The 20,612-nt window shown below is 68.5% G+C and carries 25 protein-coding genes; 15 read left to right on the top strand and 10 right to left on the bottom strand.

Annotation, left to right across the window (positions count from 1 at the left end):
- Positions 1 to 644 precede the first annotated feature (644 nt).
- A complete protein-coding gene (locus tag HZ989_RS02690) occupies positions 645 to 1,334 on the top strand; it encodes a hypothetical protein (RefSeq protein WP_209322114.1) in 690 nt (229 codons plus the stop codon).
- Positions 1,335 to 1,336: 2 nt separating this feature from the next.
- Here HZ989_RS02690 and HZ989_RS02695 read toward each other — a convergent pair whose 3' ends face one another.
- Both HZ989_RS02695 and greA read right to left on the bottom strand, forming a co-directional pair.
- Complete coding sequence (locus HZ989_RS02695; protein ID WP_209322115.1) at positions 1,337 to 1,513, bottom strand: hypothetical protein; 177 nt, start codon at positions 1,511 to 1,513, stop codon at positions 1,337 to 1,339.
- A gap of 78 nt (positions 1,514 to 1,591) precedes the next feature.
- The gene (greA, locus tag HZ989_RS02700; RefSeq protein WP_209322116.1) at positions 1,592 to 2,068 is read right to left on the bottom strand and encodes a transcription elongation factor GreA; all 477 of its coding nucleotides are present in this window, start codon (positions 2,066 to 2,068) and stop codon (positions 1,592 to 1,594) included.
- A 65-nt stretch (positions 2,069 to 2,133) separates the two neighbouring features.
- Between greA and HZ989_RS02705 the strand changes: the two genes are divergently transcribed.
- A complete protein-coding gene (locus HZ989_RS02705) occupies positions 2,134 to 3,369 on the top strand; it encodes a TIGR03862 family flavoprotein (protein ID WP_209322117.1) in 1,236 nt (411 codons plus the stop codon).
- Entirely contained in the window at positions 3,366 to 4,514 is a 1,149-nt protein-coding gene (locus HZ989_RS02710) for a serine hydrolase domain-containing protein (protein ID WP_209322118.1), read from the top strand. The genes HZ989_RS02705 and HZ989_RS02710 overlap by 4 nt, the downstream gene beginning before the upstream one ends.
- Positions 4,515 to 4,517: 3 nt before the next feature.
- On the opposite strand, the gene rarD is transcribed toward HZ989_RS02710, so the two are convergent.
- Together rarD and HZ989_RS02720 are read right to left on the bottom strand one after the other, a co-directional pair.
- Complete coding sequence (gene rarD, locus HZ989_RS02715; protein ID WP_209322119.1) at positions 4,518 to 5,447, bottom strand: EamA family transporter RarD; 930 nt, start codon at positions 5,445 to 5,447, stop codon at positions 4,518 to 4,520.
- A 4-nt stretch (positions 5,448 to 5,451) separates the two neighbouring features.
- Positions 5,452 to 6,498, bottom strand: coding sequence for an aspartate-semialdehyde dehydrogenase (locus HZ989_RS02720; protein WP_209322120.1), 1,047 nt, complete (start codon positions 6,496 to 6,498; stop codon positions 5,452 to 5,454).
- 166 nt (positions 6,499 to 6,664) lie between these two features.
- On the opposite strand from HZ989_RS02720, the gene zapE reads away from it, so the two are divergent.
- Both zapE and HZ989_RS02730 read left to right on the top strand, forming a co-directional pair.
- Entirely contained in the window at positions 6,665 to 7,771 is a 1,107-nt protein-coding gene (gene zapE, locus HZ989_RS02725) for a cell division protein ZapE (RefSeq protein ID WP_209322121.1), read from the top strand.
- 56 nt (positions 7,772 to 7,827) lie between these two features.
- Positions 7,828 to 8,364, top strand: a complete 537-nt coding sequence (locus HZ989_RS02730) for a YbjN domain-containing protein (protein WP_209322122.1) — start codon at positions 7,828 to 7,830, stop codon at positions 8,362 to 8,364.
- A gap of 51 nt (positions 8,365 to 8,415) precedes the next feature.
- Here the strand turns inward: HZ989_RS02730 and mdh are convergent, their stop codons facing one another.
- Positions 8,416 to 9,378: a malate dehydrogenase gene (gene mdh, locus HZ989_RS02735; protein ID WP_209322123.1), complete on the bottom strand. Its 963-nt coding sequence runs from the start codon at positions 9,376 to 9,378 to the stop codon at positions 8,416 to 8,418.
- Between the two features lie 186 nt (positions 9,379 to 9,564).
- On the opposite strand from mdh, the gene HZ989_RS02740 reads away from it, so the two are divergent.
- Positions 9,565 to 10,446: an SIMPL domain-containing protein gene (locus HZ989_RS02740; RefSeq protein ID WP_209322124.1), complete on the top strand. Its 882-nt coding sequence runs from the start codon at positions 9,565 to 9,567 to the stop codon at positions 10,444 to 10,446.
- Position 10,447: 1 nt separating this feature from the next.
- Positions 10,448 to 10,861, top strand: a complete 414-nt coding sequence (locus tag HZ989_RS02745; protein WP_209322125.1) for an HIT domain-containing protein — start codon at positions 10,448 to 10,450, stop codon at positions 10,859 to 10,861.
- Here HZ989_RS02745 and HZ989_RS02750 read toward each other — a convergent pair.
- Positions 10,858 to 11,427 carry a hypothetical protein gene (locus HZ989_RS02750; RefSeq protein WP_209322126.1) on the bottom strand — a complete coding sequence of 190 codons (570 nt, stop codon included), beginning with the start codon at positions 11,425 to 11,427 and terminating at the stop codon, positions 10,858 to 10,860. The two genes, HZ989_RS02745 and HZ989_RS02750, sit on opposite strands and share 4 nt — an antisense overlap.
- 207 nt (positions 11,428 to 11,634) lie before the next feature.
- Here HZ989_RS02750 and sdhC point away from each other — a divergent pair, with 207 nt between their 5' ends.
- Genes sdhC through HZ989_RS02775 form a run of 5 tightly spaced genes read left to right on the top strand, consistent with a single transcriptional unit; the run spans position 11,635 to position 15,388 of the window.
- Positions 11,635 to 12,069, top strand: a complete 435-nt coding sequence (gene sdhC, locus HZ989_RS02755) for a succinate dehydrogenase, cytochrome b556 subunit (RefSeq protein ID WP_209322127.1) — start codon at positions 11,635 to 11,637, stop codon at positions 12,067 to 12,069.
- A complete protein-coding gene (gene sdhD, locus HZ989_RS02760) occupies positions 12,066 to 12,470 on the top strand; it encodes a succinate dehydrogenase, hydrophobic membrane anchor protein (protein ID WP_209322128.1) in 405 nt (134 codons plus the stop codon). The genes sdhC and sdhD overlap by 4 nt, the downstream gene beginning before the upstream one ends.
- 6 nt (positions 12,471 to 12,476) lie before the next feature.
- Positions 12,477 to 14,261, top strand: coding sequence for a succinate dehydrogenase flavoprotein subunit (sdhA, locus tag HZ989_RS02765; protein WP_209322129.1), 1,785 nt, complete (start codon positions 12,477 to 12,479; stop codon positions 14,259 to 14,261).
- Positions 14,262 to 14,268: 7 nt separating this feature from the next.
- Positions 14,269 to 15,066, top strand: a complete 798-nt coding sequence (locus HZ989_RS02770; RefSeq protein ID WP_209322130.1) for a succinate dehydrogenase iron-sulfur subunit — start codon at positions 14,269 to 14,271, stop codon at positions 15,064 to 15,066.
- 1 nt (position 15,067) lies between these two features.
- Positions 15,068 to 15,388: a 2Fe-2S iron-sulfur cluster-binding protein gene (locus HZ989_RS02775; RefSeq protein ID WP_209322131.1), complete on the top strand. Its 321-nt coding sequence runs from the start codon at positions 15,068 to 15,070 to the stop codon at positions 15,386 to 15,388.
- 68 nt (positions 15,389 to 15,456) lie between these two features.
- On the opposite strand, the gene HZ989_RS02780 is transcribed toward HZ989_RS02775, so the two are convergent.
- From HZ989_RS02780 to rdgB, 4 genes are read right to left on the bottom strand one after another with little or no spacing between them, the layout of a single operon-like run.
- The gene (locus HZ989_RS02780; protein WP_209322132.1) at positions 15,457 to 15,864 is read right to left on the bottom strand and encodes a YraN family protein; all 408 of its coding nucleotides are present in this window, start codon (positions 15,862 to 15,864) and stop codon (positions 15,457 to 15,459) included.
- The gene (gene rsmI, locus HZ989_RS02785; RefSeq protein ID WP_209322133.1) at positions 15,861 to 16,736 is read right to left on the bottom strand and encodes a 16S rRNA (cytidine(1402)-2'-O)-methyltransferase; all 876 of its coding nucleotides are present in this window, start codon (positions 16,734 to 16,736) and stop codon (positions 15,861 to 15,863) included. Before rsmI ends, HZ989_RS02780 begins: the two co-directional genes overlap by 4 nt.
- A 49-nt stretch (positions 16,737 to 16,785) precedes the next feature.
- Positions 16,786 to 17,937 carry a radical SAM family heme chaperone HemW gene (hemW, locus tag HZ989_RS02790; protein WP_209322134.1) on the bottom strand — a complete coding sequence of 384 codons (1,152 nt, stop codon included), beginning with the start codon at positions 17,935 to 17,937 and terminating at the stop codon, positions 16,786 to 16,788.
- Positions 17,930 to 18,532: an RdgB/HAM1 family non-canonical purine NTP pyrophosphatase gene (rdgB, locus tag HZ989_RS02795; RefSeq protein ID WP_209322135.1), complete on the bottom strand. Its 603-nt coding sequence runs from the start codon at positions 18,530 to 18,532 to the stop codon at positions 17,930 to 17,932. The genes hemW and rdgB overlap by 8 nt, the downstream gene beginning before the upstream one ends.
- A gap of 548 nt (positions 18,533 to 19,080) precedes the next feature.
- On the opposite strand from rdgB, the gene HZ989_RS02800 reads away from it, so the two are divergent.
- From HZ989_RS02800 to HZ989_RS02810, 3 genes are read left to right on the top strand one after another with little or no spacing between them, the layout of a single operon-like run.
- Complete coding sequence (locus HZ989_RS02800) at positions 19,081 to 19,701, top strand: DUF2975 domain-containing protein (RefSeq protein WP_209322136.1); 621 nt, start codon at positions 19,081 to 19,083, stop codon at positions 19,699 to 19,701.
- Between the two features lie 2 nt (positions 19,702 to 19,703).
- Positions 19,704 to 19,943, top strand: coding sequence for a helix-turn-helix transcriptional regulator (locus HZ989_RS02805; protein WP_209322137.1), 240 nt, complete (start codon positions 19,704 to 19,706; stop codon positions 19,941 to 19,943).
- A 4-nt stretch (positions 19,944 to 19,947) separates the two neighbouring features.
- Entirely contained in the window at positions 19,948 to 20,526 is a 579-nt protein-coding gene (locus tag HZ989_RS02810) for a Smr/MutS family protein (protein WP_209322138.1), read from the top strand.
- Positions 20,527 to 20,612: the final 86 nt, after the last annotated feature.

Here is a 20,612-nt window from a genome sequence, read left to right on the forward strand (position 1 = left end):
CTGTCCGCGATCACCGTCAGAACCGCCGCGATTTCAACACCCGACCTGAAAACCGCCCCCCCGAACGCGCCCGCATCCAGAACCGGCTTATCATTCTGCCGTCCCGTCGCACGGGGAAGGCGTCCTGGGCCCAGGACCCGGACGCGCGGCGGGGTCGATCGCGGGTAATGCCGGGGCGAAACCCCGGGTCCGGCGGCGCACTGGGCGTCGTCGCCTGTCGTGGGCTGAGAGTCGGAGAAGGACGAATCGGGAAGAACCGAGACGCCGGGAAAGGTCCCCGGCGTTCCCGACACAAGACATCCTGCCCCCGAACGCTTGCGAAAACCGGTCGAGCGGAGCCACGGCGACCACGCCGAAACTCATCTACAGGCGGCCGTCGGCGACGGCGTCCGCCACGGTCCCGGGCGCGATCGCCCTGGCTCCGCCGCTTCCCTGCCTCTCCCGGCCGTCTGGTCAGGGAGCGTCGATCCGCGCCTTGAGTTCCGGGTTGCAGGCCCCGACCCCGGCGTGGGGGCGGCGGCACCCCGGCCTTGAAACCGCCCGGTCTTGGCGAATTGATCAGTTTCGGTCAGTGTCCGCGGTCACGAGAACGGCGCAATCCGGCCCGGGTCGCCGCTCGGATATCGCTTTTGGGGAAGGCGAAGATGGAACACCGCAGGATTCGATCCGGTCGGGGGAATGCGGGCCGGGTCATCGCGTTCGCCATCGCCCTGGCCGCGACGTGGATCGCCGCCCCGGCCGGGTCGCAGATCCGGTCGGGGCCTGGCGAACCCTTCGACCTCGACGCCGAAGCCCGCGCCATCGGCCAGCTCGTCACGGCCGCAGAGGTCGCGGACTGGGCGCGCGACCGGCGTGACGCCGAGGCCATGCTGGTGGCGTCCCGGATGATGGGCGAGATCCGCAATCGTTCCCAATCGGGCGATGCGCCGTTCCTGACCTCCGCCGTTCTGCTGCAGGAGGCCGAGACCCTGGCCGCGGACGATCCCGACATCCTCGAACGGGTCCGGCGCCAGCAATCGCCGAACAAGGGCGTGCGATCCTCGCCGTTCGGCCCCGGCCCCATCGTGCTGGTGCGTCGGCTGCGCGCGCGCGAGACCTACAGCTTCACCGTGGAGGCGCGTCGCGACGAGGTCCTGCGGGTGGCCGCCATCGGCGACGGAGACACCAATATCGACCTGACGATCCGCGACGCCGAGGGCGTGGTCCTGTGCAACGACGGATCGCGGGATCACTATCCCGTCTGCACCCTGAACCATCCCCGGCCGGGCACGCTGAGGGTCGAGGTCGTCAATCGTGGCGGGGTCTGGTCGCGCGTCCAGATCCTGACGAACTGACGTCAGGCCTGCTCGTCGGCATCGTCCGGGGAAGCGGCCCAGTCCGGGTGATCCACATCCTCGCCTCGCGCCCTGGCTTCCTTTTTGGCCAGCTTCGCGGCGGCCTTGCGCGCAGCCTTTTCGGCATCGGCCTTGTCCCGTTCCATGCGCTCGAATCCGTAGTTGGGTTTGCGGGCCATGGGAATCCTCTTCGGGCGCTGACGCGCGACCTGGGCGCCGGAGGGCGCGGTCCGGACAATGTGGGGCGCACCGGGCGTTCAGTCCACTGCGATGATGTCCACAGCCTGTCCGGCGACCACCGCCTCGTCCCCGACGCGCTTGCCGGTCAGGGCCCGGGCGAGGGGCGAGACATGACTGACCGAGCCGTTGGCGGGGTCCGCCTGGTCCTCGCCGACGATGCGCCAGGTCTGGGTGCGGCCGTCCTCGCGTTCGATGGTGACCGATCCACCGAACCGCACCCGGCCGTCGGCCTCGCTCTCGACGACCTGGGCACTGGCGCGCCGTGCGGACCAGTAGCGCAGATCGCGCGTCGCCCGGGCCATGGCCGTCCGGTCCGCCTCGATCGAGCCCGAGGCCTGGGCCGCGCCATAGGCCGCGCGGGCCTCGGCCAGGGCATGCTCGATCGCCGCGAGGCCTTCGGGCGTCACCAGATTGGCGTGCGGCGAGATGGGGCGGTCGGGCAGATCGGCGGCCGTGGCCTCCAGATCCTCCTCGCGGGTGAAGGCGACGCTCATGATCGTCCAAGTCTATGCGGGACACGGACGTTCCTCCGCAAGGCCTGACGGGCTAGAGGAGGCCCATGACCGATCCCGCCGACCCTGCCGTCCACGTCATCGGAGCCGGCCCAGCCGGGTTGATGGCGGCCGAGACCCTGGCGACGGGAGGGGCGAGGGTCGTGGTGCATGACCGGATGCCCTCGGTCGGCCGCAAATTCCTGATGGCCGGGCGCGGCGGGCTCAACCTGACCCACTCCGAGGACCAGGCCGCCTTTCTGGCCCGCTATGGCGCCGCCCGGCCCGCCGTCGCCGCCTGGCTGGATGCCTTTTCGCCCGATGATCTGATCGCCTGGGCCCATGGTCTGGATCAACCGACCTTCGTCGGGTCGAGCGGCCGCGTCTTTCCCCGCGCCATGAAGGCCTCGCCCCTGCTGCGGGCCTGGCTGGGGCGGCTGGCCGGGCTGGGCGTCGAGATCCGGACCCGGTCGCGCTGGGTCGGCTGGCGGGGGCCGGCGCTGGTGTTCGACACCCCGGAGGGCGAGCGGACCGAGCATCCGTCCGCGACGATCCTGGCCCTGGGCGGCGCCAGCTGGCCGCGACTGGGCTCGGACGGGGTCTGGGCGTCTCTTCTCGAGCGCGAGGGCGTCGATGTCGCGCCTCTGGTTCCGGCCAATGCCGGCTTTGACGTCGCCTGGTCCGACGTCCTGACCGACCGGTTCGCCGGGGCGGCCCTGAAGCCCGTCACCCTGACCTTCGACGGCCAGTCGGTGCGGGGCGAGGTCCTGCTGACGCGCTACGGGATCGAGGGCGGGGCGGTTTATGCCCTGTCAGCGGTCCTGCGGGACGCGATCGCGGCGGAGGGTTCCACCACGGTGACCCTCGATCTGCGCCCCGACCTGCCGGAAGCGACCCTGGCAGAGCGCCTCGCCCGGCCGCGCGGCAAGGACAGCATGACCAATCACCTGCGCAAGGCCGGGGGGCTGTCGCCCGCCGCCATCGCCGTGCTGCGCGAGATCGGCGACGTGCCCCCGGGGGTCGAAAAGCTGGCGAGGCGGATCAAGGCGGTACGGCTGAAGCTGACCGGGATCCAGGGTCTGGACCGCTCGATTTCGACCGCGGGCGGCGTGGCTCTGGAGGGCCTCGATCCATCATTGATGCTGGGGACGCGGCCGGGGGTCTTCATCGCCGGCGAGATGCTCGACTGGGAAGCGCCCACGGGCGGCTATCTGCTGCAGGCCTGCCTGGCCTCCGGCGTCGTCGCGGCCCGGGGCGCCATGCAGTGGCGGGCAGTCCCCGGGCCGGATAAGACGCCCAAATGACCTCCATCGCGCCCGATATCTCCGGCCTGTGCCCGCCACGCTTCGCTGCGGTGAAGGACGCCTTCGCCCGGAACTTCACCGATGCGCCGGAAGGCCTGAACGAACAGGCGGCCCGCTTTTCGGTCGTGATCGCAGGCGAGACGGTCGTGGATCTGTGGGCCGGACCCGCGGACCCGCGGGCCGGAACGCCCTTCACGGACCGGACCCTGACCCCCGTCTTCTCGACCGGCAAGGCCATCATGGCGCTGCTGATGGCCTCGGCGGTCCAGCGCGGCAAGCTGGCCTATGAGCAAAGAGTCTCGGGCCTTTGGCCGGCGTTCGGAGCCCACGGCAAGGGTGAGGTCTCCGTCGCACAGATGCTGTCGCATCAGGATGGCCTGCCCGGGTTCGACGTCCCGGTCGACCCGGCCATCTGGTTCGATCAGCGGGCGGTGCTGGACCGGCTGGCGGCCCAGGCCCCGATGTGGCCGCCTGGAAGCGCCTCCGGCTATCATCCTGTCACGGTCGGCTATCTGGCCAATGAGGTCCACCGCCTCGCCGACGGCCGCAGCCTGGGTCAGGCCCTGCGCGAGGACTTCGCCGGGCCGTTCGGTCTCGACCTCTGGATCGGCCTGCCGGAGGCCGAGCACGACCGGGTCGCCGCGCTGCGGAAGCCCTCGGCCGCCCCCGGCCTGGGGCCGATCGACGCGATCAAGACCGCCGCCTTTCTCGACCGGGGCTCCGCCCCCGGCGGGCGCGGCTCGGCCGAGTGGCGCACGATCGAGATTCCCTCGGCCAACCTGCATGGAACCGCGCTCGACCTCGCCCGTATCATGGGCCTCGTGGCCAATGGCGGGATGCTTGACGGCCAGACCGTCCTGTCCGCCGATGTCCTGGCCCAGGCCACGAAAGAGCGCATCCATGGCCAGGATCTGGTCCTGCCCTATGTCATCAGCTGGGCGGCGGGCCTGATGCGCAATACGGGCCTCAACATCTTCGGCCCGAACCCGGATGCGCTGGGTCACTGCGGCTGGGGCGGCAGCTGCGCCTTCGCCGATCCGGCGGCCAGGGTTTCGGCCGCCTATGTCATGACCCGCCAGTCGCCGCACCTGATCGGCGACCCCCGGGCTCAACGGTTGATCGACGCCCTCTATTCAGCCATTTGAGGGTCAGACCGGCTCGACCATCGCCAGTGCCCGCCGCGCCGCCCGGGCCCTGAACACAGCCGCTGCCGCGAACACACCGGCGCCCAGCCAGATGAACAGAAAGGAGACCGCCCTGAGCGGCGTGAACAGCTCGCCGGCCGCCAGACCGACACAGAACTGGAGTGTCGGGGCCAGAAACTGGATGAAGCCCATGGTCGACAGCGGCATGCGTCGGGCGGCCCAGGCGAACAGGGCCAGCGGCAGGACGGTGGCCGGCCCGTTCAGCAGGGCCCAGCCGAAGGCGAGCGGGCTGGCAAAGGCATGGCCCAGCCCGTGGGTCTGCAGCCAGACCACGAACACCACGCCGAACGGCAGGAGCAGCAGGCATTCGATGAACAGGCCCGCCTGGGCCTCGACCGGGATCCGCTTCTTGATGACGCCATAGGCCGCAAAGCTGAGCGCCAGGGCGATCGAGATCCACGGTGGGCGCCCGAGGGCCAGGGCCTGGAACAGGACGCCGAGCGCCGCCAGCCCGATGGCGACCCAGCCCCAGCGGTCGATCTTCTCGCGGAACAGCCACAGCCCGATGATCATGTTGAGCAGGGGATTGATGTAGTAGCCGAGGCTGGCCTCGAGCGTGGCATGATGGGTCGTGGCCCAGACGTAGAGGCTCCAGTTGATGGCGATGAGCACTGTCGCCAGCGCCAGCCAGCCCAGCGTCCGGGGCTGGCCCAGCGCCGCGCGGACCTGCCCGGCATGACCGGCCAGAAGGACCAGGCCCCCGGCGAACAGGACCGACCACAGGGCCCGGTGCGACAGGATTTCAGGCGCTGAGAAGCCCAGCGCCGCCTGCCCCATGAACAGCAGGGGCATGAACCCCCACATGACATAGCAGCCCACGGCCGACAGGAAGGCGGCCCGGGTCGGGGCAGGCGTCGGCATCGGGGTGGCCATGACCCTAGACCGTCAGGGTGCGATACCCGCTTTTCGGCTTGATCGTGCCGGTCTCGTCCAGCAACTGGGCGATCTGGACCGCGTTCAGCGCCGCGCCCTTGCGCAGGTTGTCGGACACGACCCAGAACACCAGACCGTTCTCGACTGTATGGTCCTTGCGGATGCGGCTGACATAGACGGCGTGCTCGCCGGCCGCATCGACAGGGGTGATGTAGCCGTCGTGCTCCTGCTTATCGATCACCTGGATGCCGGGAGCCTCGCGCAGGATGGCCCGGGCCTCATCGGGGCTGATGGGCCGCTCGAACTCGACCGTCACGGCCTCGGAGTGGCCGACGAAGACCGGCACGCGGACGCAGGTGACGGTCAGTTTGATCGCCGGATCCAGCATCTTGTGGGTCTCGTCCCACATCTTGGCCTCTTCATCGGTATAGCCGTCCTCGTTGAACGACCCGATGTAGGGGATGACATTGAAGGCGATCTGCTTGGGGAATTTCTTCGGCTTGGCGTCGCCCAGGCCATAGATGGCCTTGGTCTGGTTCCACAGCTCGTCCATGCCCTCCTTGCCGGCGCCCGACACGGACTGATAGGTCGAGACCACCACCCGCTTGGCCTTTGCCGCGTCGTGCAGGGGCTTCAGCGCCACCACCAGCTGGGCGGTCGAGCAATTGGGGTTGGCGATGATGTTCTTCTTCGTCGCCAGCTTGATGGCGTCCGGGTTCACCTCGGGCACGATCAGGGGCACGTCGGGGTCCTTGCGGAACGCCGAGGAGTTGTCGATCACCATCGGCCCCAGCTTGCCGATCTTCTCGGACCATTCGCGCGAGACGTCGCCGCCCGCCGACATCAGGACGATGTCCACCTTCGAGAAGTCGAAGGTGTCGATGACCTCGCACCTGATGGTCTTCTCTCCCCAGGCGACCTCGATCCCCTTGGATTTTCGCGAGGCGACCGCGTGCATTTCATCGACTGGGAACTCCAGTTCCTCGAGGATGGTCAGCATCTCGCGCCCGACATTGCCGGTGGCGCCCACGATCGCGACGGAATAGCCCATTCTGTGTAGTCCTTCGGACGCGCTGACGCTCGCGACGCGGTCGCTTGCTGCCTGGGCGCGGGATGGGGGGAGTTTCGAGGCAGGAACCTCGAACCTCGCATGTAGCCCTTCGCGTCTGCGAAGCAACGCTTTTCAGCGCCAGCCGGCACGGCTATGCCCCAGTTCCATGCCCTCTCGCATTGCCCGTGCTTATGAAACCCGCCTGAAACAGGGCCTGCTCACCCGCGATCCGGCTCAGGTCGGTGCCGTCGCGGCCCTTTCGCGACTGGAGATCGACCTCGGCAAGCGCAGGCTGTTCGGCGGCGCGCCACAGGTCACCGGCGTCTACCTCTGGGGTCCGCCCGGCCGGGGCAAGTCCATCCTGATGGACCTGTTCTTTGCCGACGCGCCCGAGCCGCGAAAGACCCGCGCCCATTTCCACGCCTTCATGGCCCGGGTTCACGACCTGATCCGCCAGTGGCGCGAAGGCGACAGGGCCTCCCGCCAGAGGGTCTTTGGCACCCACAGGGGCGACGATCCGATCGAACCGGTCGCGGCCCTGATCGCGTCGGAGGCCCGACTGCTGTGCTTCGACGAACTCCAGGTCTCCGACATCGCCGACGCCATGATCCTGGGCCGCCTGTTCGACGCCCTGTTCCAGAAGAAGGTCGTCGTCTGCATCACCTCCAACCGCGCGCCGGACCAGCTCTACAGGGACGGGATCAACAGGCCGCTGTTCACGCCGTTCATCGACCGCATCGTCGAGCATTGCCAGGTTGTGGCGCTGGCGGGCGCTCGCGACTGGCGGCTGGACCGGATGAAGGCGTCGCGTGTCTGGTTCAACGGCGAGGACGGAGCGCGCCGGACGGGCTTCGAGCAGCTATGGGCCGATCTGCGTGGCGGCATGCCGGAATGCCCGGCCCATCTGGCCGTCCTCGGCCGCGACGTCGTCATCGCCCGCACGGCCGGAGGCCTGGCCCGCGCCACCTTCGACCAGCTGTGCGAGGCACCGCTGGGTCCCCAGGACTATCTGGCCATCGCCGAACGCTTCCATACGCTGTTCATCGAGGACATTCCCTTGCTGGGTCCGGACCGGCGTCAGGCGGCCCGCCGTTTCGTCACCCTGATCGACGCCCTGTATGAGGCGAGAACCCGGCTGGTCGCCATCGCCGTCGGCGCGCCCGAGCAGATCTATCCGGCGGGCGACGGGGCCTTCGAGTTCGAACGCACGGTGTCGCGCCTGAACGAGATGTCCAGCGTGTCCTGGCTGGATCAGGCCCGGCCTCGGGAGTGATGCCTTGGCATGGCCTCAAAGCCGCCTACGGTGATCCCATCAAACGGAAGACGCCCATGAGAACCCTCGCCCTTGTCGTCGGCCTGCTGGCCCTGACCTCGCCGGCCTTCGCCCAGACCGCCCCCTCGCCGCCGACCGAGGCCGCGCCGTCGCGCTGGAATGGCCTGCCCGTCGCCGAGGTCATGGCCCGGCTGACAGCTGCCGGACTGACCGTCGGCACGCCCCAGCCCGACGGAGACCGCCTCTACCTGCGTGTCGAGGACGGCCCCCTGCGCTGGGTTCTGACCCTGTTTTCCTGCACCGATGGCCAGTGTCCCGACGTCCAGTTCACCGCCGTCTTTTCCGGGACCAATGCCACGCCGGACATCGTCTCGCGCTGGAATGGCGCGCGGCGGTTCGTGAAGGCCTTCTACGCCGCCCCCGAGACCGAAGGCGGCGAGGGTCAGGCCGTGGCCCAGTACGACGTCCTGCTGGTCCCCGGCGTCGGTGCCGCCCAGCTGGACGACCCGATCCAGGTCTGGCGCAGCCTGGCCGTCGACCTCGGGCGCACCGTCACGACGCCTGCGGGGGCGGCGACGCCTCCGGCTCCATAAAGAGGGGCCCCGGATCGCTCCGGGGCCCCTTCGGTTTCTTGCGATCAGGCTTTAGGCGAGCGAGGAATCGATGTCCTTGCACGCCTGGATCAGGCCCTGCACCGACTCGACCGACTTGCTGAACATCGCCTTTTCGTCGTCATTGGTGGTGAACTCGATCACCTTCTCGACGCCACCGGCACCCAGCAGGGCGGGCACGCCGACGTAGAGGTCCGACAGGCCGTATTGCCCGCTGAGCCAGACGGCGCAGGGCAGGACGCGCTTCTGGTCCAGCAGATAGGACTTGGCCATGGCGATGGCGCTCTCGGCCGGGGCATAGAAGGCCGAGCCGGTCTTCAGCAGGGCCACGATCTCGCCGCCACCCTTGCGGGTGCGGTCGACGATGGCGTCGAGGTCAGCTTGCGACAACAGACCGGCGGCGACGGCGTCGGGCAGGGGCAGGCCGCCGATGGTCGAGTGCCGCACCATGGGCACCATGTCGTCACCGTGACCGCCCAGGGTCCAGGCGTGGATGTCCTGCACCGACACGCCGGTCTTTTCGGCCAGGAAATAGGCAAAGCGGGCCGAATCGAGCACCCCGGCCATGCCGACGACCTTCTCCTTGGGCAGCCCCGAGAATTTCTGCAGGGCCCAGACCATGGCGTCGAGCGGGTTGGTGATGCAGATGACGAAGGCGTTCGGGGCGTGGGCCTTGATGCCCTCGCCCACGGCCTTCATGACCTTCAGATTGATGCCGATCAGGTCGTCGCGGCTCATGCCGGGCTTTCTGGGCACGCCAGCGGTGACGATGCAGACGTCGGCCCCGGCGATGTCCTCATAGGCATTGGCGCCCTTCAGGGAGACGTCCGCGCCGAACACGGCGGTGGCCTCGGCGATGTCGAGCGCCTTGCCCTGGGGCGTGCCCTCGGCGATGTCGAACAGGATGACGTCGCCCAGCGCTTCGCGCGCCGCAACGTGGGCCAGGGTGCCGCCGATCATTCCGGCACCGATGAGAGCGATCTTCGCGCGAGCCATAGGCAGTTCTCCTGGTGGCCTGTCGCGCGGTCGCGCTGCTTGAGGCCGGGTTGTTGCGGTGCGATGTCAGAAATCGTCGGGCGGCGGTCTAGACCCGGCGGGCCATGCTCGCAAGCGGGGAAGCGGGGGTTTACCCGGACGGCGCGTCCTGCGACGCTCGCTGTCCCACTGACGAGGAGCCGACCCATGCGCGCACCACTCGCTGCCGCCCTGCTTTTGTCCGCGATCGCCGGACCGACCCTGGCCCAGACCCCGCCGGCCACCATCGGCCAGCCGTACGTCCCTGCGCCCTGGTGGATGCGCGATCCGGTGATCGCCTCGATCGGCTATGTCCGGGTCGAGCTTCAGGCCAATCGCGCGGGCTTCTCCGCCACCTTCCAGGTCGTGGATCGCAGCGTGGCCGAGGCGTCCCGGAAGGCCGCCGATCAGGTCCGGGCCCTCAGCCAGACCCTGGCGGCTTACGGGGTCGAAAAGGTCCGCGTCGAGACCAGTCTGTCGACCCAGCCCCTGTACGACCAGTACCGCGACGAGAACGGCGTCCTGCGCGACAATACCCGGGCCGACCGGATCGAGCGCTATCAGGCCCAGGCGACGGTCAGCCTGTCGGTGCGCGACGTCGCCCTGCTGGAGCGGATCTATGCCACCGTCGTGGCGTCCCAGCCCAATTCGATCAGCCAGGTCTATTTCAACCTGGAACCCGACAACGACGCCAAGACCAATCTGGCCGGGGCCGCCATGCGCGATGCCCGGACGCGTGCCGAGGCTGCGGCCCGGAACGCCGGGGCTACCCTGGGGTCCGTTCGCGTGATCGATCCCACCGGCCGCGCCTGTCAGACCGATGTGCTGGCGGGCTGGCCGTCCTATGGGTCGGGCGCGTCGCAGGCGACAACCGTGGAGGCCTATGAGGTTATGGGGGCACGGGCGATGGCCATGCCTGCGCCGCCGCCACCCCCTCCGCCCCCGGGCCAGGCCCCCAGCGAGGCCCAGATCGAGGCGGCGCGGCTGGCGCTGCAGCCGCCGCTGCAGACCCTGACCGACCAGGCCTGCGTGGTCTATGGCCTGAACTGAGGTGGATCCGTTTGCGCCCGACCCGGCCTTTGCGGCCGGTTCGGTCTTCGTCGCCGACTGGGACCTGTGCCACGTCCGGCTGCAGGACGACGCCCGGTTTCCGTGGCTGATCCTGATCCCCCGCGTCGATGACGCGACGGAGCTGGACGATCTGTCCGAGGGCGACCGCGTCAGGCTGATGGCCGAGATCGTCCGGGCCGGAGATCGGGTGCGGTCGCTGGGCAGCGCGCTGGGGCAGGTGGTGGAAAAGCTCAACGTCGCCGCCATCGGCAATGTCACGGCGCAGCTGCATGTCCATGTGGTCGGCCGTCGCCGCGACGACGGCCTGTGGCCCGACCCCGTCTGGGGGCGAGGACCATCTGCGCCCTATGCGGCCCGGCTCCGGACGGCGCTGGAGAGCCTGGGGTCAAACTAGCGGGAAATCGTGACCGGCACGGCGCGCCCGTCCAGCGTCAGCTCGCCGGTCCAGCCGGGCGCTCCGGCGCGCAGGATCAGCCGGCCCTGCGGCCAGACCAGGGTCACGGCGGCGTCCGTGCGCTCGACCTGTTCGATGACGCCCAGTTCGGCCCGGCCCCCGTCCTTGCGCCACGCGCCCTCCACCGGTCGCCCGCTGCCGGGATCGGCCAAGGCCAGAGAGATCAGTGTGTGGCCGGCCGCATCCCTGACCCGCCACCGCCCGTCCAGCGGACCCATGCGCGCATCCATGCTGCTTTCAGCCTGGGCCACGCCGCGATTGTAGGCCTCCTGGGCCGTGGTCGGCGCGTATTCGTAGCTCCCGCGATAGGCCTCGACCGCGACCGGTCGAACGATCAGAGGTCGCGTGACATCGCCGCCCCCGTCGCCCTCGGCAACGATCCGACCGAAATTCGACGGCGGCTCATAAGGGCGGACGACCGGCGGCGCATAGACCTGGGTGCCATAGGGCACTGCGCCCTCCTGGGCGGGGGAAACAGCGAGAGAAATCAGCGCGATGACCAGCATGTCGGCAGACTGTCGCCAGATATCGGGCCTAGCCAGCGGATACGGCGAACACGCGAAATTGTGATCGGTTGCCAGGGGGCGGGCCGCGACGCCCCCCATGCGGCCGTTTGCAGCGCAGCATCGCGTTGACACCGCCCCGCGGCGGTCCTTAAAGCCATGGCCCATCGGGCTTTCGCCTGAACGTCCCCGGTTTTGAGAACCCTTCGCATGTCGAACGCCCCGCCGGATCGAACCGTGATCCAGCCCAACGGCCGTCCCCGTCCGCTGTCGCCGCATCTCCAGACCTGGCGCTGGCACATCACCATGACCGCCTCGATCCTGTTCCGGTTCACCATCGGCGCGATCAGCGTCGGAGCCCTGATCGGCGTGGCGTGGCTGGCGACGGTGGCCTTCGGACCCGAGGCCTATGCGACGACCCTGGCCCTCGCCGGATCGCCGTTCGGCCTCTTCATCGGCTTCGGCCTGACGGTGGTGCTGTTCTCGCTGCTGCTGAACGGCGGCCGCCACCTGATCAATGACACCGGTCGCGGCCTGACGCTCAGGTCGGCCGATCGTCTGTCGAGCATCGCCGTCTATGCGCCGGTCCCGCTGGCGGTCGGCTTCTTCGCCCTGCTGTTCGTCTCGGGAAGGATTTCGCTGTGAGCCATCCCGCCCGGTACCGGAACGGTGTTCGCGTCTCCGAACGTCACGGCGCAGGCGAATGGACGCTGGAGAAGATCCTGCTGGCCGCCCTGATGCCGCTGGGCCTCTGGATCGCCTCGACCGCCTTCACCCTGTCGGGCCAGGGATACGACGCCGTGCTGCAGTGGTTCGCCAGCCCGGTGAATGCCGCCCTGCTGGCCGCCACGGCCCTGATCCTGTTCGGTTTCGCCAGCTTGGCCTGGAAGGTCATCATCGAGGACTACATCCATGTCGCAGGCACCAGGGCCTTGCTGATCGGCCTGGTGAACCTGATCTGTCTCGCAGCCGCGGCGGCGAGCGTTTTCTTCATCGTGCGGCTGGCGCTGGGCTCGGCGCCGCTGCCGGCCGGTTTCGGGATCTGACGACTGATGGCTTCCTATGAATTCGTCGATCACGCCTATGACGTCGTCGTCGTCGGTGCCGGGGGCTCGGGCCTTCGCGCTGCCCTGGGTGCCGCCCAGCAGGGCCTGAAGGTCGCCTGCGTCACCAAGGTCTTTCCGACCCGCTCCCACACTGTGGCCGCCCAGGGCGGTATCTCGGCCGCGCTCGGCAATATGGGCGATGATTCGTGGAAGTGGCACATGTACGACACCGTCAAGGGGTCGGACTGGCTGGGCGACCAGGACGCCATCGAATATCTGGTCCGCGAGGCCCCCAAGGCCGTCTATGAGCTGGAACACTGGGGCGTCCCCTTCAGCCGCACCGACGACGGCAAGATCTATCAGCGCGCCTTCGGCGGCATGACGAAGAACTATGGCGAAGGCCCTGTGCAACGCACCTGCGCCGCCGCCGACCGCACGGGCCACGCCATCCTGCACACCCTGTACGGCCAGTCGGTGCGCCGCGAGGTCGAGTTCTTCATCGAGTATTTCGCCCTCGACCTGATCATGGACGGCGGGACGTGCACCGGCGTCACAGCATGGAAGCTGGACGACGGCACCCTGCACCGTTTCAACGCCAAGCTCGTCATCCTGGCCACCGGCGGCTATGGCCGCGCCTATTTCAGCGCCACCTCGGCCCACACCTGCACCGGCGACGGCAATGCCATGGTGCTGCGCGCCGGCCTGCCGCTCCAGGACATGGAGTTCGTCCAGTTCCACCCGACCGGCATCTATGGTGCCGGCTGCCTGATCACCGAGGGTGCCCGGGGCGAGGGGGGCTATCTGACCAACTCCGAAGGCGAGCGGTTCATGGAACGCTATGCCCCCTCGGCCAAGGATCTGGCCTCGCGCGACGTCGTCAGCCGCTCGATGACCATGGAGATCCGCGAGGGACGCGGCGTCGGCCCGAACAAGGACCACATCAACCTGCACCTGGATCACCTTGACCCGGCGGTGCTGCACGAACGCCTGCCGGGGATCTCCGAAAGCGCCAGGATCTTCGCCGGCGTCGATGTGACGAAGGAGCCGATCCCGGTCATCCCGACCGTCCACTACAATATGGGCGGCATCCCGACGAACTATCACGGCGAGGTCCTGACCAAGGTCGGCGGCAATGCCGACACCGTCGTTCCCGGACTGATGGCCGTGGGCGAGGCGGCCTGCGTGTCGGTGCATGGCGCGAACCGCCTGGGCTCCAACTCCCTGACCGATCTGGTCGTCTTCGGCCGCGCCGCAGGCCTGCGGGCCGGCGAGATCGTGGACAAGGCCTCGGCCGTGCCGACCGCGACCGCCGCCCACACCGACAGCCATCTGGCCCGTCTGGACCGCTTCCGCCACGCCTCGGGCGCGACGCCGACCGCCCGGCTGCGCGGCGAGATGCAGCGGGCCATGCAGTCCGACGCTGCGGTCTTCCGCACCGGCGAGACCCTGGCCGAGGGCGTCGCCAAGCTGCGCGACATCCATGCGCGCGGCGCAGACATCCGGACCACCGATCGCGGCCTGATCTGGAACACCGACCTGGTCGAGACGCTGGAATACGACAACCTGATCGACCAGGCCCTCGTCACGATCGAGAGCGCCGCCAATCGCAAGGAAAGCCGGGGCGCCCACGCCCGCGAGGACTTCCCCGATCGCCACGACGACGCCTGGATGAAGCACACCCTGGCCTGGAAGAAGCCCGGCGAGGGCGTCGTCATCGACTACCGCCCGGTGCACGAGTACACGATGTCTTCGGACATCGACTATATCAAACCCAAGGCTCGGGTTTACTGAGGAACCGATGGTCCAGCTCACCCTTCCCAGGGGCTCCAAGCCCACGGCCGGCAAGGTCCACAAGGCTCCGGCCGGGGCCCGGAACGTCAAGACCTACAAGGTCTATCGCTATGACCCCGAGGTCGATGCCGACCCGCGCTGGGACGTCTACGAGGTCTCGGCCGACGACCATGGCCCGATGCTGCTGGACGCGCTGATCCATATAAAATCAACCATTGACCCGACCCTGACCTTCCGCCGGTCTTGCCGTGAAGGCATCTGCGGCTCCTGCTCGATGAACATTGACGGGCGTAACACCCTGGCCTGCACCAAGGGCTGGGACGAATGCTCGTCCTCGACCATCGCCATCAATCCCCTGCCGCACCAGCCGGTGGTCAAGGATCTGGTCACAGACCTGACGCTGTTCTACGCCCAGTACGATTCCATCAAGCCGTACCTGCAGTCCGATGACCCCGACCCCACGACCGAGCGTCTCCAGTCACCGGAGGATCGTGCGAAACTGGACGGTCTGTACGAATGCATCCTTTGCGCCTGCTGCTCCACCAGCTGTCCCAGCTACTGGTGGAACCAGACCGAATACCTCGGCCCGGCCGCCCTGCTGCAATCCTATCGCTGGATCTCGGACAGCCGTGACGACAGGACGCAGGAGCGGCTCGACGACCTTGAGGACCCGTTCAAGCTCTACCGCTGCCACACGATCATGAACTGCGCCCAGGTCTGTCCCAAGGGCCTGAACCCCGCCAAGGCCATCGCCGAGACCAAGAAGCTGATGGTGGCCCCGAACCGCAAGAAGCAGGCGGCCTAGGGTGGCCCGCGTCACCTATATCGAGCATGACGGGCACGAGCATGTCGTGGAGGTCAAGTCGGGCCTCAGCGTCATGGAGGGGGCCGTGCGCAACAATGTGCCCGGCATCGATGCGGACTGCGGCGGGGCCTGCGCCTGCGCGACCTGCCACGTCTATGTCGACGAGGCCTGGCGCGACAGGGCGGGAAAGGCCTCGGCCATGGAAGAGTCCATGCTTGATTTCGCCGAAGCGGTCGAACCGAATTCGCGCCTGTCGTGCCAGATCCGCGTCAGCGACGCCCTGGACGGCCTGATCGTTCGCCTGCCCGCCAACCAGCACTGACGCTTTCAGTCGCGTGAGGCCAGGGTCGGCCCTTGCGCGTTCCGCTACGGTGGCCCGGGTCCCTGGCCCTAAAGGCCTTGACGATGGCGCGGCATGCGGCCGGGCACCAGCGTCACCGTATCCACGCGCAGTATCGAAGCCCTGAGACCGGGTCTTTGGCGCAATACGGCCTGCCCGGCCGCGCGCAGTCGCTCCAGCTGGGCGGGCTTCAAGGCGGTCTGCGCAGCCTCGGGCGTTGCCCTTCGTTTGACCTCCACCACGGCCAGAACACGGCCCTTGCGCGCCAGAATGTCGATCTCGGCCCCCGGCGTCTTCAGGCGGAACCCCAGAATCTGATAGCCCTTCAGCATCAGCCAGAGCGCCGCGATCCACTCGGCCGCGTGGCCCTCCGCAAAGGCCCGGCCGCCCCTGGCCCGGCGCTGCGCGGATGTCGCCTTGACCGGCTGAACCGGCCGTCGGACCCGTTCGGGCTTCATCCCCGCCCCTGAAGCTCCAGAGCGCGGCGATAGAGCGCCTTTCTGGGCAGATCGAGCGCTCGCGACACCTCCGACGCCGCCTCGCCGGGTGCCAGACGGGCCAGGGCCTCGGTCAGGGCCGCATCGGCGTCCGCCGCACTGGCGGTCTCGGTCTCGCCCGGCCCGATCACCACGACGATCTCTCCCTTCGGTCCATCCAGCGCCGGGTCCATGGCCAGCGCGTCCAGCGACCCCCGCACGCAGGTCTCGAACATCTTGGTCAGTTCCCGGCAGACCGCGGCCGGGCGGGGGCCCAGCACCGCTGCCATATCGGTCAGGCTGGCGCGCAGTCGGGGACCGCTCTCGAACAGGACCAGGGTCTGGCGCGCGTCCTTCAGTTCGGCCAGCATCGCCTGGCGCCCGGCCGACCGGGGCGGCAGGAAACCGGCGAACATCACCCGATCGGCGGGCAGGCCCGACAGGACCAGCGCCGCCAGCAGGCTGGACGCCCCCGGAACCGGATGCACCGGCAGTCCCGCTGCGATCACCGCCCGCGCCACCACGAATCCGGGATCGGACACGACCGGCGTCCCGGCGTCCGACACCAGGGCCACGACCGCCCCCTCGCCGATCCTCCGGATTGCCAGCTCCGCCGCATGGGCCGAGGCATGGTCGTCGCAGCGTTCCAGCCGCGCCTTCAGCCCATAGGCGCCGAGCAGCCGGGCCGAGACCCGCGTATCCTCGGCCAGCACCAGGTCGGCCGCCGCCAGCACGTCCAGGGCCCTCAGCGTCATGTCGCGCAGGTTCCCGATCGGCGTCGAGACCAGATAGAGGCCCGCCGACACCGGACGGGGCGGCGGGGCGGTCGGCGGAAAGGGACTGGGCTCGCTCATCGGCCGACCGTGCCACATTCCTCCCTGCGAGCGAAGCGAGCGGGGAGGATCAGGTCAGCAATGTCTTCAGGACGGCATCGAGCACCGGACGCCCGCGCACCGTCGCCGCCAATCGGCCGTCCGACACCTGAACGAAGCCGTCCTCGATCAGTCCGGCCACCGGGCCGGCCTCCATCGACAGTCCCAGAACGGACAGGTCGCCGATGCCGACGCCCTCGACCGTCCGCAGGCCCAGCAGTACCCGTTCCTCGGCAGTCTCGCGCGCGTCGAGGCGCGAGGTCTCCGTCCATGGCAGACCCGCCGCGACCCCCCGGACATAGGGCCCGATCCTGCGCTCGGCGACGGTCGCGGTCCGCGCGCCCTCCAGCGTCAACCGCCCGTGCGCGCCCGGCCCGACCCCGACATAGTCTCCACCGCGCCAGACATGCAGGTTGTGCGCCGACCGGGCGGCGATAGTCCGCGCATGGTTGGACACCTCATAGGCCTCGAACCCGGCCGCCCCGAGAACGCCCTGCGTGGCCTCGTACAGGTCCGCCGCCCGGTCCTCGTCGGGCGGAACGAGGGACCCGCGCTCATACGCCCGTCCAAACGCCGTCGCCGCCTCGATGGTCAGCTGATAGGGCGAAATGTGCTCGAACCCCCGGTCGACCGCTTCGGTCAGGGCGGCGGACCAGGCTTCGACCGTCTGGCCGGGCAGGGCATAGATCAGGTCGATCGACAGCCGCCCGAACACCGATCCCGCCACCTCGATCGCCCGCCGGGCCTCCGCCGCCGAATGATTGCGCCCCAGAAAGGCCAGGGCCGCGTCGTCCAGCGACTGTACGCCCAGAGACAGCCGGTTGACGCCCGCATCCCTCAGCGCCCCGAAATGGGCGGCCTCGGCGTCGGTCGGATTGGCCTCCAGCGTGATCTCGACCTCCCCGCCCTGCGGAAACAGCGCCCGCGCCCGGTCGATCACCCGCGCCACGGCGTCCGGCTGCATCAGCGAGGGCGTGCCGCCACCGAAGAAGATGGAGGCCAGCGGCCGCTGGCCCAGCAATGCGGCCTGCGCCGACAGATCGGTCAGGATCGCCTCGACCAGCCCCGCCTGTTCGTCGCGCCAGCCCCGGTCCCGCACCACGTTGAAATCGCAATAGGGGCAGATGCGGGCGCAATAGGGCCAGTGCACATAGACGGCGACCGTACCGGGGGCCTCAGTCAATGAGCGCGGCCTTCAGCATCGCGAAGGCCCGAGTCCGGTGGCTGAGGCTGTCCTTCAGCGCCGGATCCATCTCTCCGAACGTCTGCGAATGCCCGTCAGGGATGAAGATGGGATCATAGCCGAAGCCGTGATCGCCACGTCGGGGGAAGGTCACGACGCCGTCCACGCGTCCCTCGACGACCACGCACGGCCCGTCGGGCCAGGCGACAGCGAGGGCGGAGGTGAACCAGGCCGTGCGGTCACGCGCGCCCAGTTCCTCCAGTCGCGTCTCGATCTTGTCCATGGCCAGATTGAAGTCCCTCTGCGGACCACCCCATCGTGCAGAAAAGATGCCGGGCGCTCCATCCAGAGCCGTGACCGACAGGCCCGAATCGTCGGCGAGGCAGACTTCACCGCAGAAGGCCGCGGCATGCCGGGCCTTCAGCATCGCGTTGCCGACAAATGTGGCCTCGGTTTCGGCGGGTTCGGGCAGATTCACCTCGGTCGCGGTGACCACGGTGTAATGTCCGTCCAGAAGCGCGTGGATTTCGCGGGCCTTGCCGGCATTGTGGGTCGCGGCCACCAGCCGCATCCCCTTGATAAGCTTCAGATTCATCGAAACTCCGGTGAACGTAACAATTCATTGCCTAAGTTTAATATCGTTAAACGATATGTAACGTGACTGGAAGGCGCGCACGTCCTATCTATGATCTCAAGAACGGCAGCCACGACGTTCCCCGGTTTGATCGAAACGAGCAAATCGAAGCCTGTGGTTAAGGAATGCGGGCAATAAATGACCCGCTTCAGGATCGAAAGAATAGTACGATGAACACGATGAACGCCTCGCTGATGATGGACAAGGTCGGTGCAGTCCTGGTGAACGCCGCCCTCCTCGCCGCCCTCCCCACCGCCCTGGTCTCCATCCTGCTCCAGGCTTTCTAGGAAGAGGGTCGCTACGTTCGCAACGCAGTTGCTCACGGTTTGCGCGACGATTCGCGCAAAGACGCCAGGACCCTTCGTCGCTCAAGCAGCCAGGCTTTAGCGACACGCCTAGAAAAGAGAGCTTTGACGCCAGTCATGAAGAACGCGATGAAGACAGCCGCGTCGGGGTTCACCGGACCCCGCGCGGTCATCGCGACCTGATCCTTCCGGCAGAGGCCTTCCATGCCCCCCGAGCGGCCCGAACGACGCCTGACGAAACGGCCCACGCTCGGGCTTCGCGCGCCGTTCCCGCTGCCCTTCAGGACCGCGTTCAGAACCCTGGGCCCCGGGTCGGTCTCCAGCCTGCTGAAGATCGCGCTGGACGTCGCCTATGTCCTGCTCATGCTGATCACGGCCGTGCTGCTGCTGCTGTTCGTGGCGGCCATTTTCATTCCGGTCAGCCAGTACAACATTACCTTCACCGATGATGACGGCGGCACCCAGCAGCCCTTGACCCGAGCGCTCGTCCTGTTTGGCGTAGGGGCTTTTTCCGCCTATTTCGGCGGCTTCCTGCTGATCCTGCGGAACCTGCGGATGATCTTTCGCACCCTGACCATGGGCGACCCGTTCCAGCCGGACAATGTGCGCCGCCTGCGTGAGGTGGGGCTGATCCTGGCGGTCGTCACGGCCGGCGTCTGGCTGGCCCAGGGCATGGTGGCCGCGCGGCTGGCGCCGGGTGTGATGGACTCGCAGGGACTGGGCGAACTTCTGACGCCCATTTTCTCGGTATTGGTCGTCTTCGTCCTCGCCGAGGTGTTCCGCGAAGGCGCGCGTCTCAGACGCGAATCGGAGCTGACGATCTGACCATGGCCATTCGCGTTCAGCTGGACAGACTCCTGGTCGAGCGGCGCATGTCGCTGACCGAACTCGCCGACCGGGTGGGCGTCACCCTGGCCAATCTGTCGATCCTCAAGACCGGCAAGGCGCGGGCGGTGCGGTTCTCGACGCTTTATGCGCTGTGCCGCGAACTGGACTGCCAGCCGGGCGATCTGCTGGTCTATGCGCCTGGCCCGCCCGAGCCGGACGCCGACGGCGAAGATTCCTGACCCCGTGGCGCGCCGCCCGCCCCCGGACCTGACCCCGGAAGACCGCCGTATCTGGGCCCGTGTCGCGGGGTCGGTGACGCCGCCCCGGACGCGAAAGGCCGCGCGCGTCACCCCCGGAACCCTCCTGCCGGACGCGCCTCTGAAACCCGCGACGATCAAGGCTCCCAGGCCCCCCGGCCCGATGAAGCCAAAGGCCTCGACCCGCATCCGGGCCGCCGTGCCGATGGTCTCGACGCCCGCCCCTACGCCGCCCAGGGCCTTACCCGAAGAACTGGAACCCCGTCGCCAGCGCCGCCTGTCGCGCGAGCGCGATCCGATCGAGGCCTCCATCGACCTGCACGGCTTTTCCCGGTTCGAGGCCGAGGACCAGCTGCGCGCCTTCCTGATGGCGTCGCAGGCGCGAGGCCTGCGCGCCGTCCTGGTCGTCACCGGTCAGGGCCGTCGGGGTGGCGGCATCATCCGCGCCTCGATCCACGAATGGCTGCAGGGCCACGCGCTGAGGGGCATCGTCTCCGGCTTCGCAATGGCCCATCGTCGCCACGGCGGCGACGGGGCGATCTATGTGACGTTAAAGCGCCGCTAGGGCATGAGCGTCCGAGGTGGACCGACGTCGCGGGTCCAGCCGAAAGCGTGAATCGTGCTCACACGCCGGTCCGGAACCCGATTCAC

Source organism: Brevundimonas sp. AJA228-03, from assembly GCF_017795885.1.
Taxonomy (GTDB): domain Bacteria; phylum Pseudomonadota; class Alphaproteobacteria; order Caulobacterales; family Caulobacteraceae; genus Brevundimonas.

What these genes read in the sequence shown, in the direction of transcription:
- HZ989_RS02690 (WP_209322114.1), top strand. Translation starts at nt 645, where the DNA reads ATGGAACACCGCAGGATTCGATCCGGTCGGGGGAATGCGGGCCGGGTC.
- HZ989_RS02695 (WP_209322115.1), bottom strand. Translation starts at nt 1,513, where the DNA reads ATGGCCCGCAAACCCAACTACGGATTCGAGCGCATGGAACGGGACAAG.
- greA (WP_209322116.1), bottom strand. Translation starts at nt 2,068, where the DNA reads ATGAGCGTCGCCTTCACCCGCGAGGAGGATCTGGAGGCCACGGCCGCC.
- HZ989_RS02705 (WP_209322117.1), top strand. Translation starts at nt 2,134, where the DNA reads ATGACCGATCCCGCCGACCCTGCCGTCCACGTCATCGGAGCCGGCCCA.
- HZ989_RS02710 (WP_209322118.1), top strand. Translation starts at nt 3,366, where the DNA reads ATGACCTCCATCGCGCCCGATATCTCCGGCCTGTGCCCGCCACGCTTC.
- rarD (WP_209322119.1), bottom strand. Translation starts at nt 5,447, where the DNA reads ATGGCCACCCCGATGCCGACGCCTGCCCCGACCCGGGCCGCCTTCCTG.
- HZ989_RS02720 (WP_209322120.1), bottom strand. Translation starts at nt 6,498, where the DNA reads ATGGGCTATTCCGTCGCGATCGTGGGCGCCACCGGCAATGTCGGGCGC.
- zapE (WP_209322121.1), top strand. Translation starts at nt 6,665, where the DNA reads ATGCCCTCTCGCATTGCCCGTGCTTATGAAACCCGCCTGAAACAGGGC.
- HZ989_RS02730 (WP_209322122.1), top strand. Translation starts at nt 7,828, where the DNA reads ATGAGAACCCTCGCCCTTGTCGTCGGCCTGCTGGCCCTGACCTCGCCG.
- mdh (WP_209322123.1), bottom strand. Translation starts at nt 9,378, where the DNA reads ATGGCTCGCGCGAAGATCGCTCTCATCGGTGCCGGAATGATCGGCGGC.
- HZ989_RS02740 (WP_209322124.1), top strand. Translation starts at nt 9,565, where the DNA reads ATGCGCGCACCACTCGCTGCCGCCCTGCTTTTGTCCGCGATCGCCGGA.
- HZ989_RS02750 (WP_209322126.1), bottom strand. Translation starts at nt 11,427, where the DNA reads ATGCTGGTCATCGCGCTGATTTCTCTCGCTGTTTCCCCCGCCCAGGAG.
- sdhC (WP_209322127.1), top strand. Translation starts at nt 11,635, where the DNA reads ATGTCGAACGCCCCGCCGGATCGAACCGTGATCCAGCCCAACGGCCGT.
- sdhA (WP_209322129.1), top strand. Translation starts at nt 12,477, where the DNA reads ATGGCTTCCTATGAATTCGTCGATCACGCCTATGACGTCGTCGTCGTC.
- HZ989_RS02770 (WP_209322130.1), top strand. Translation starts at nt 14,269, where the DNA reads ATGGTCCAGCTCACCCTTCCCAGGGGCTCCAAGCCCACGGCCGGCAAG.
- HZ989_RS02780 (WP_209322132.1), bottom strand. Translation starts at nt 15,864, where the DNA reads ATGAAGCCCGAACGGGTCCGACGGCCGGTTCAGCCGGTCAAGGCGACA.
- rsmI (WP_209322133.1), bottom strand. Translation starts at nt 16,736, where the DNA reads ATGAGCGAGCCCAGTCCCTTTCCGCCGACCGCCCCGCCGCCCCGTCCG.
- rdgB (WP_209322135.1), bottom strand. Translation starts at nt 18,532, where the DNA reads ATGAATCTGAAGCTTATCAAGGGGATGCGGCTGGTGGCCGCGACCCAC.
- HZ989_RS02800 (WP_209322136.1), top strand. Translation starts at nt 19,081, where the DNA reads ATGCCCCCCGAGCGGCCCGAACGACGCCTGACGAAACGGCCCACGCTC.
- HZ989_RS02805 (WP_209322137.1), top strand. Translation starts at nt 19,704, where the DNA reads ATGGCCATTCGCGTTCAGCTGGACAGACTCCTGGTCGAGCGGCGCATG.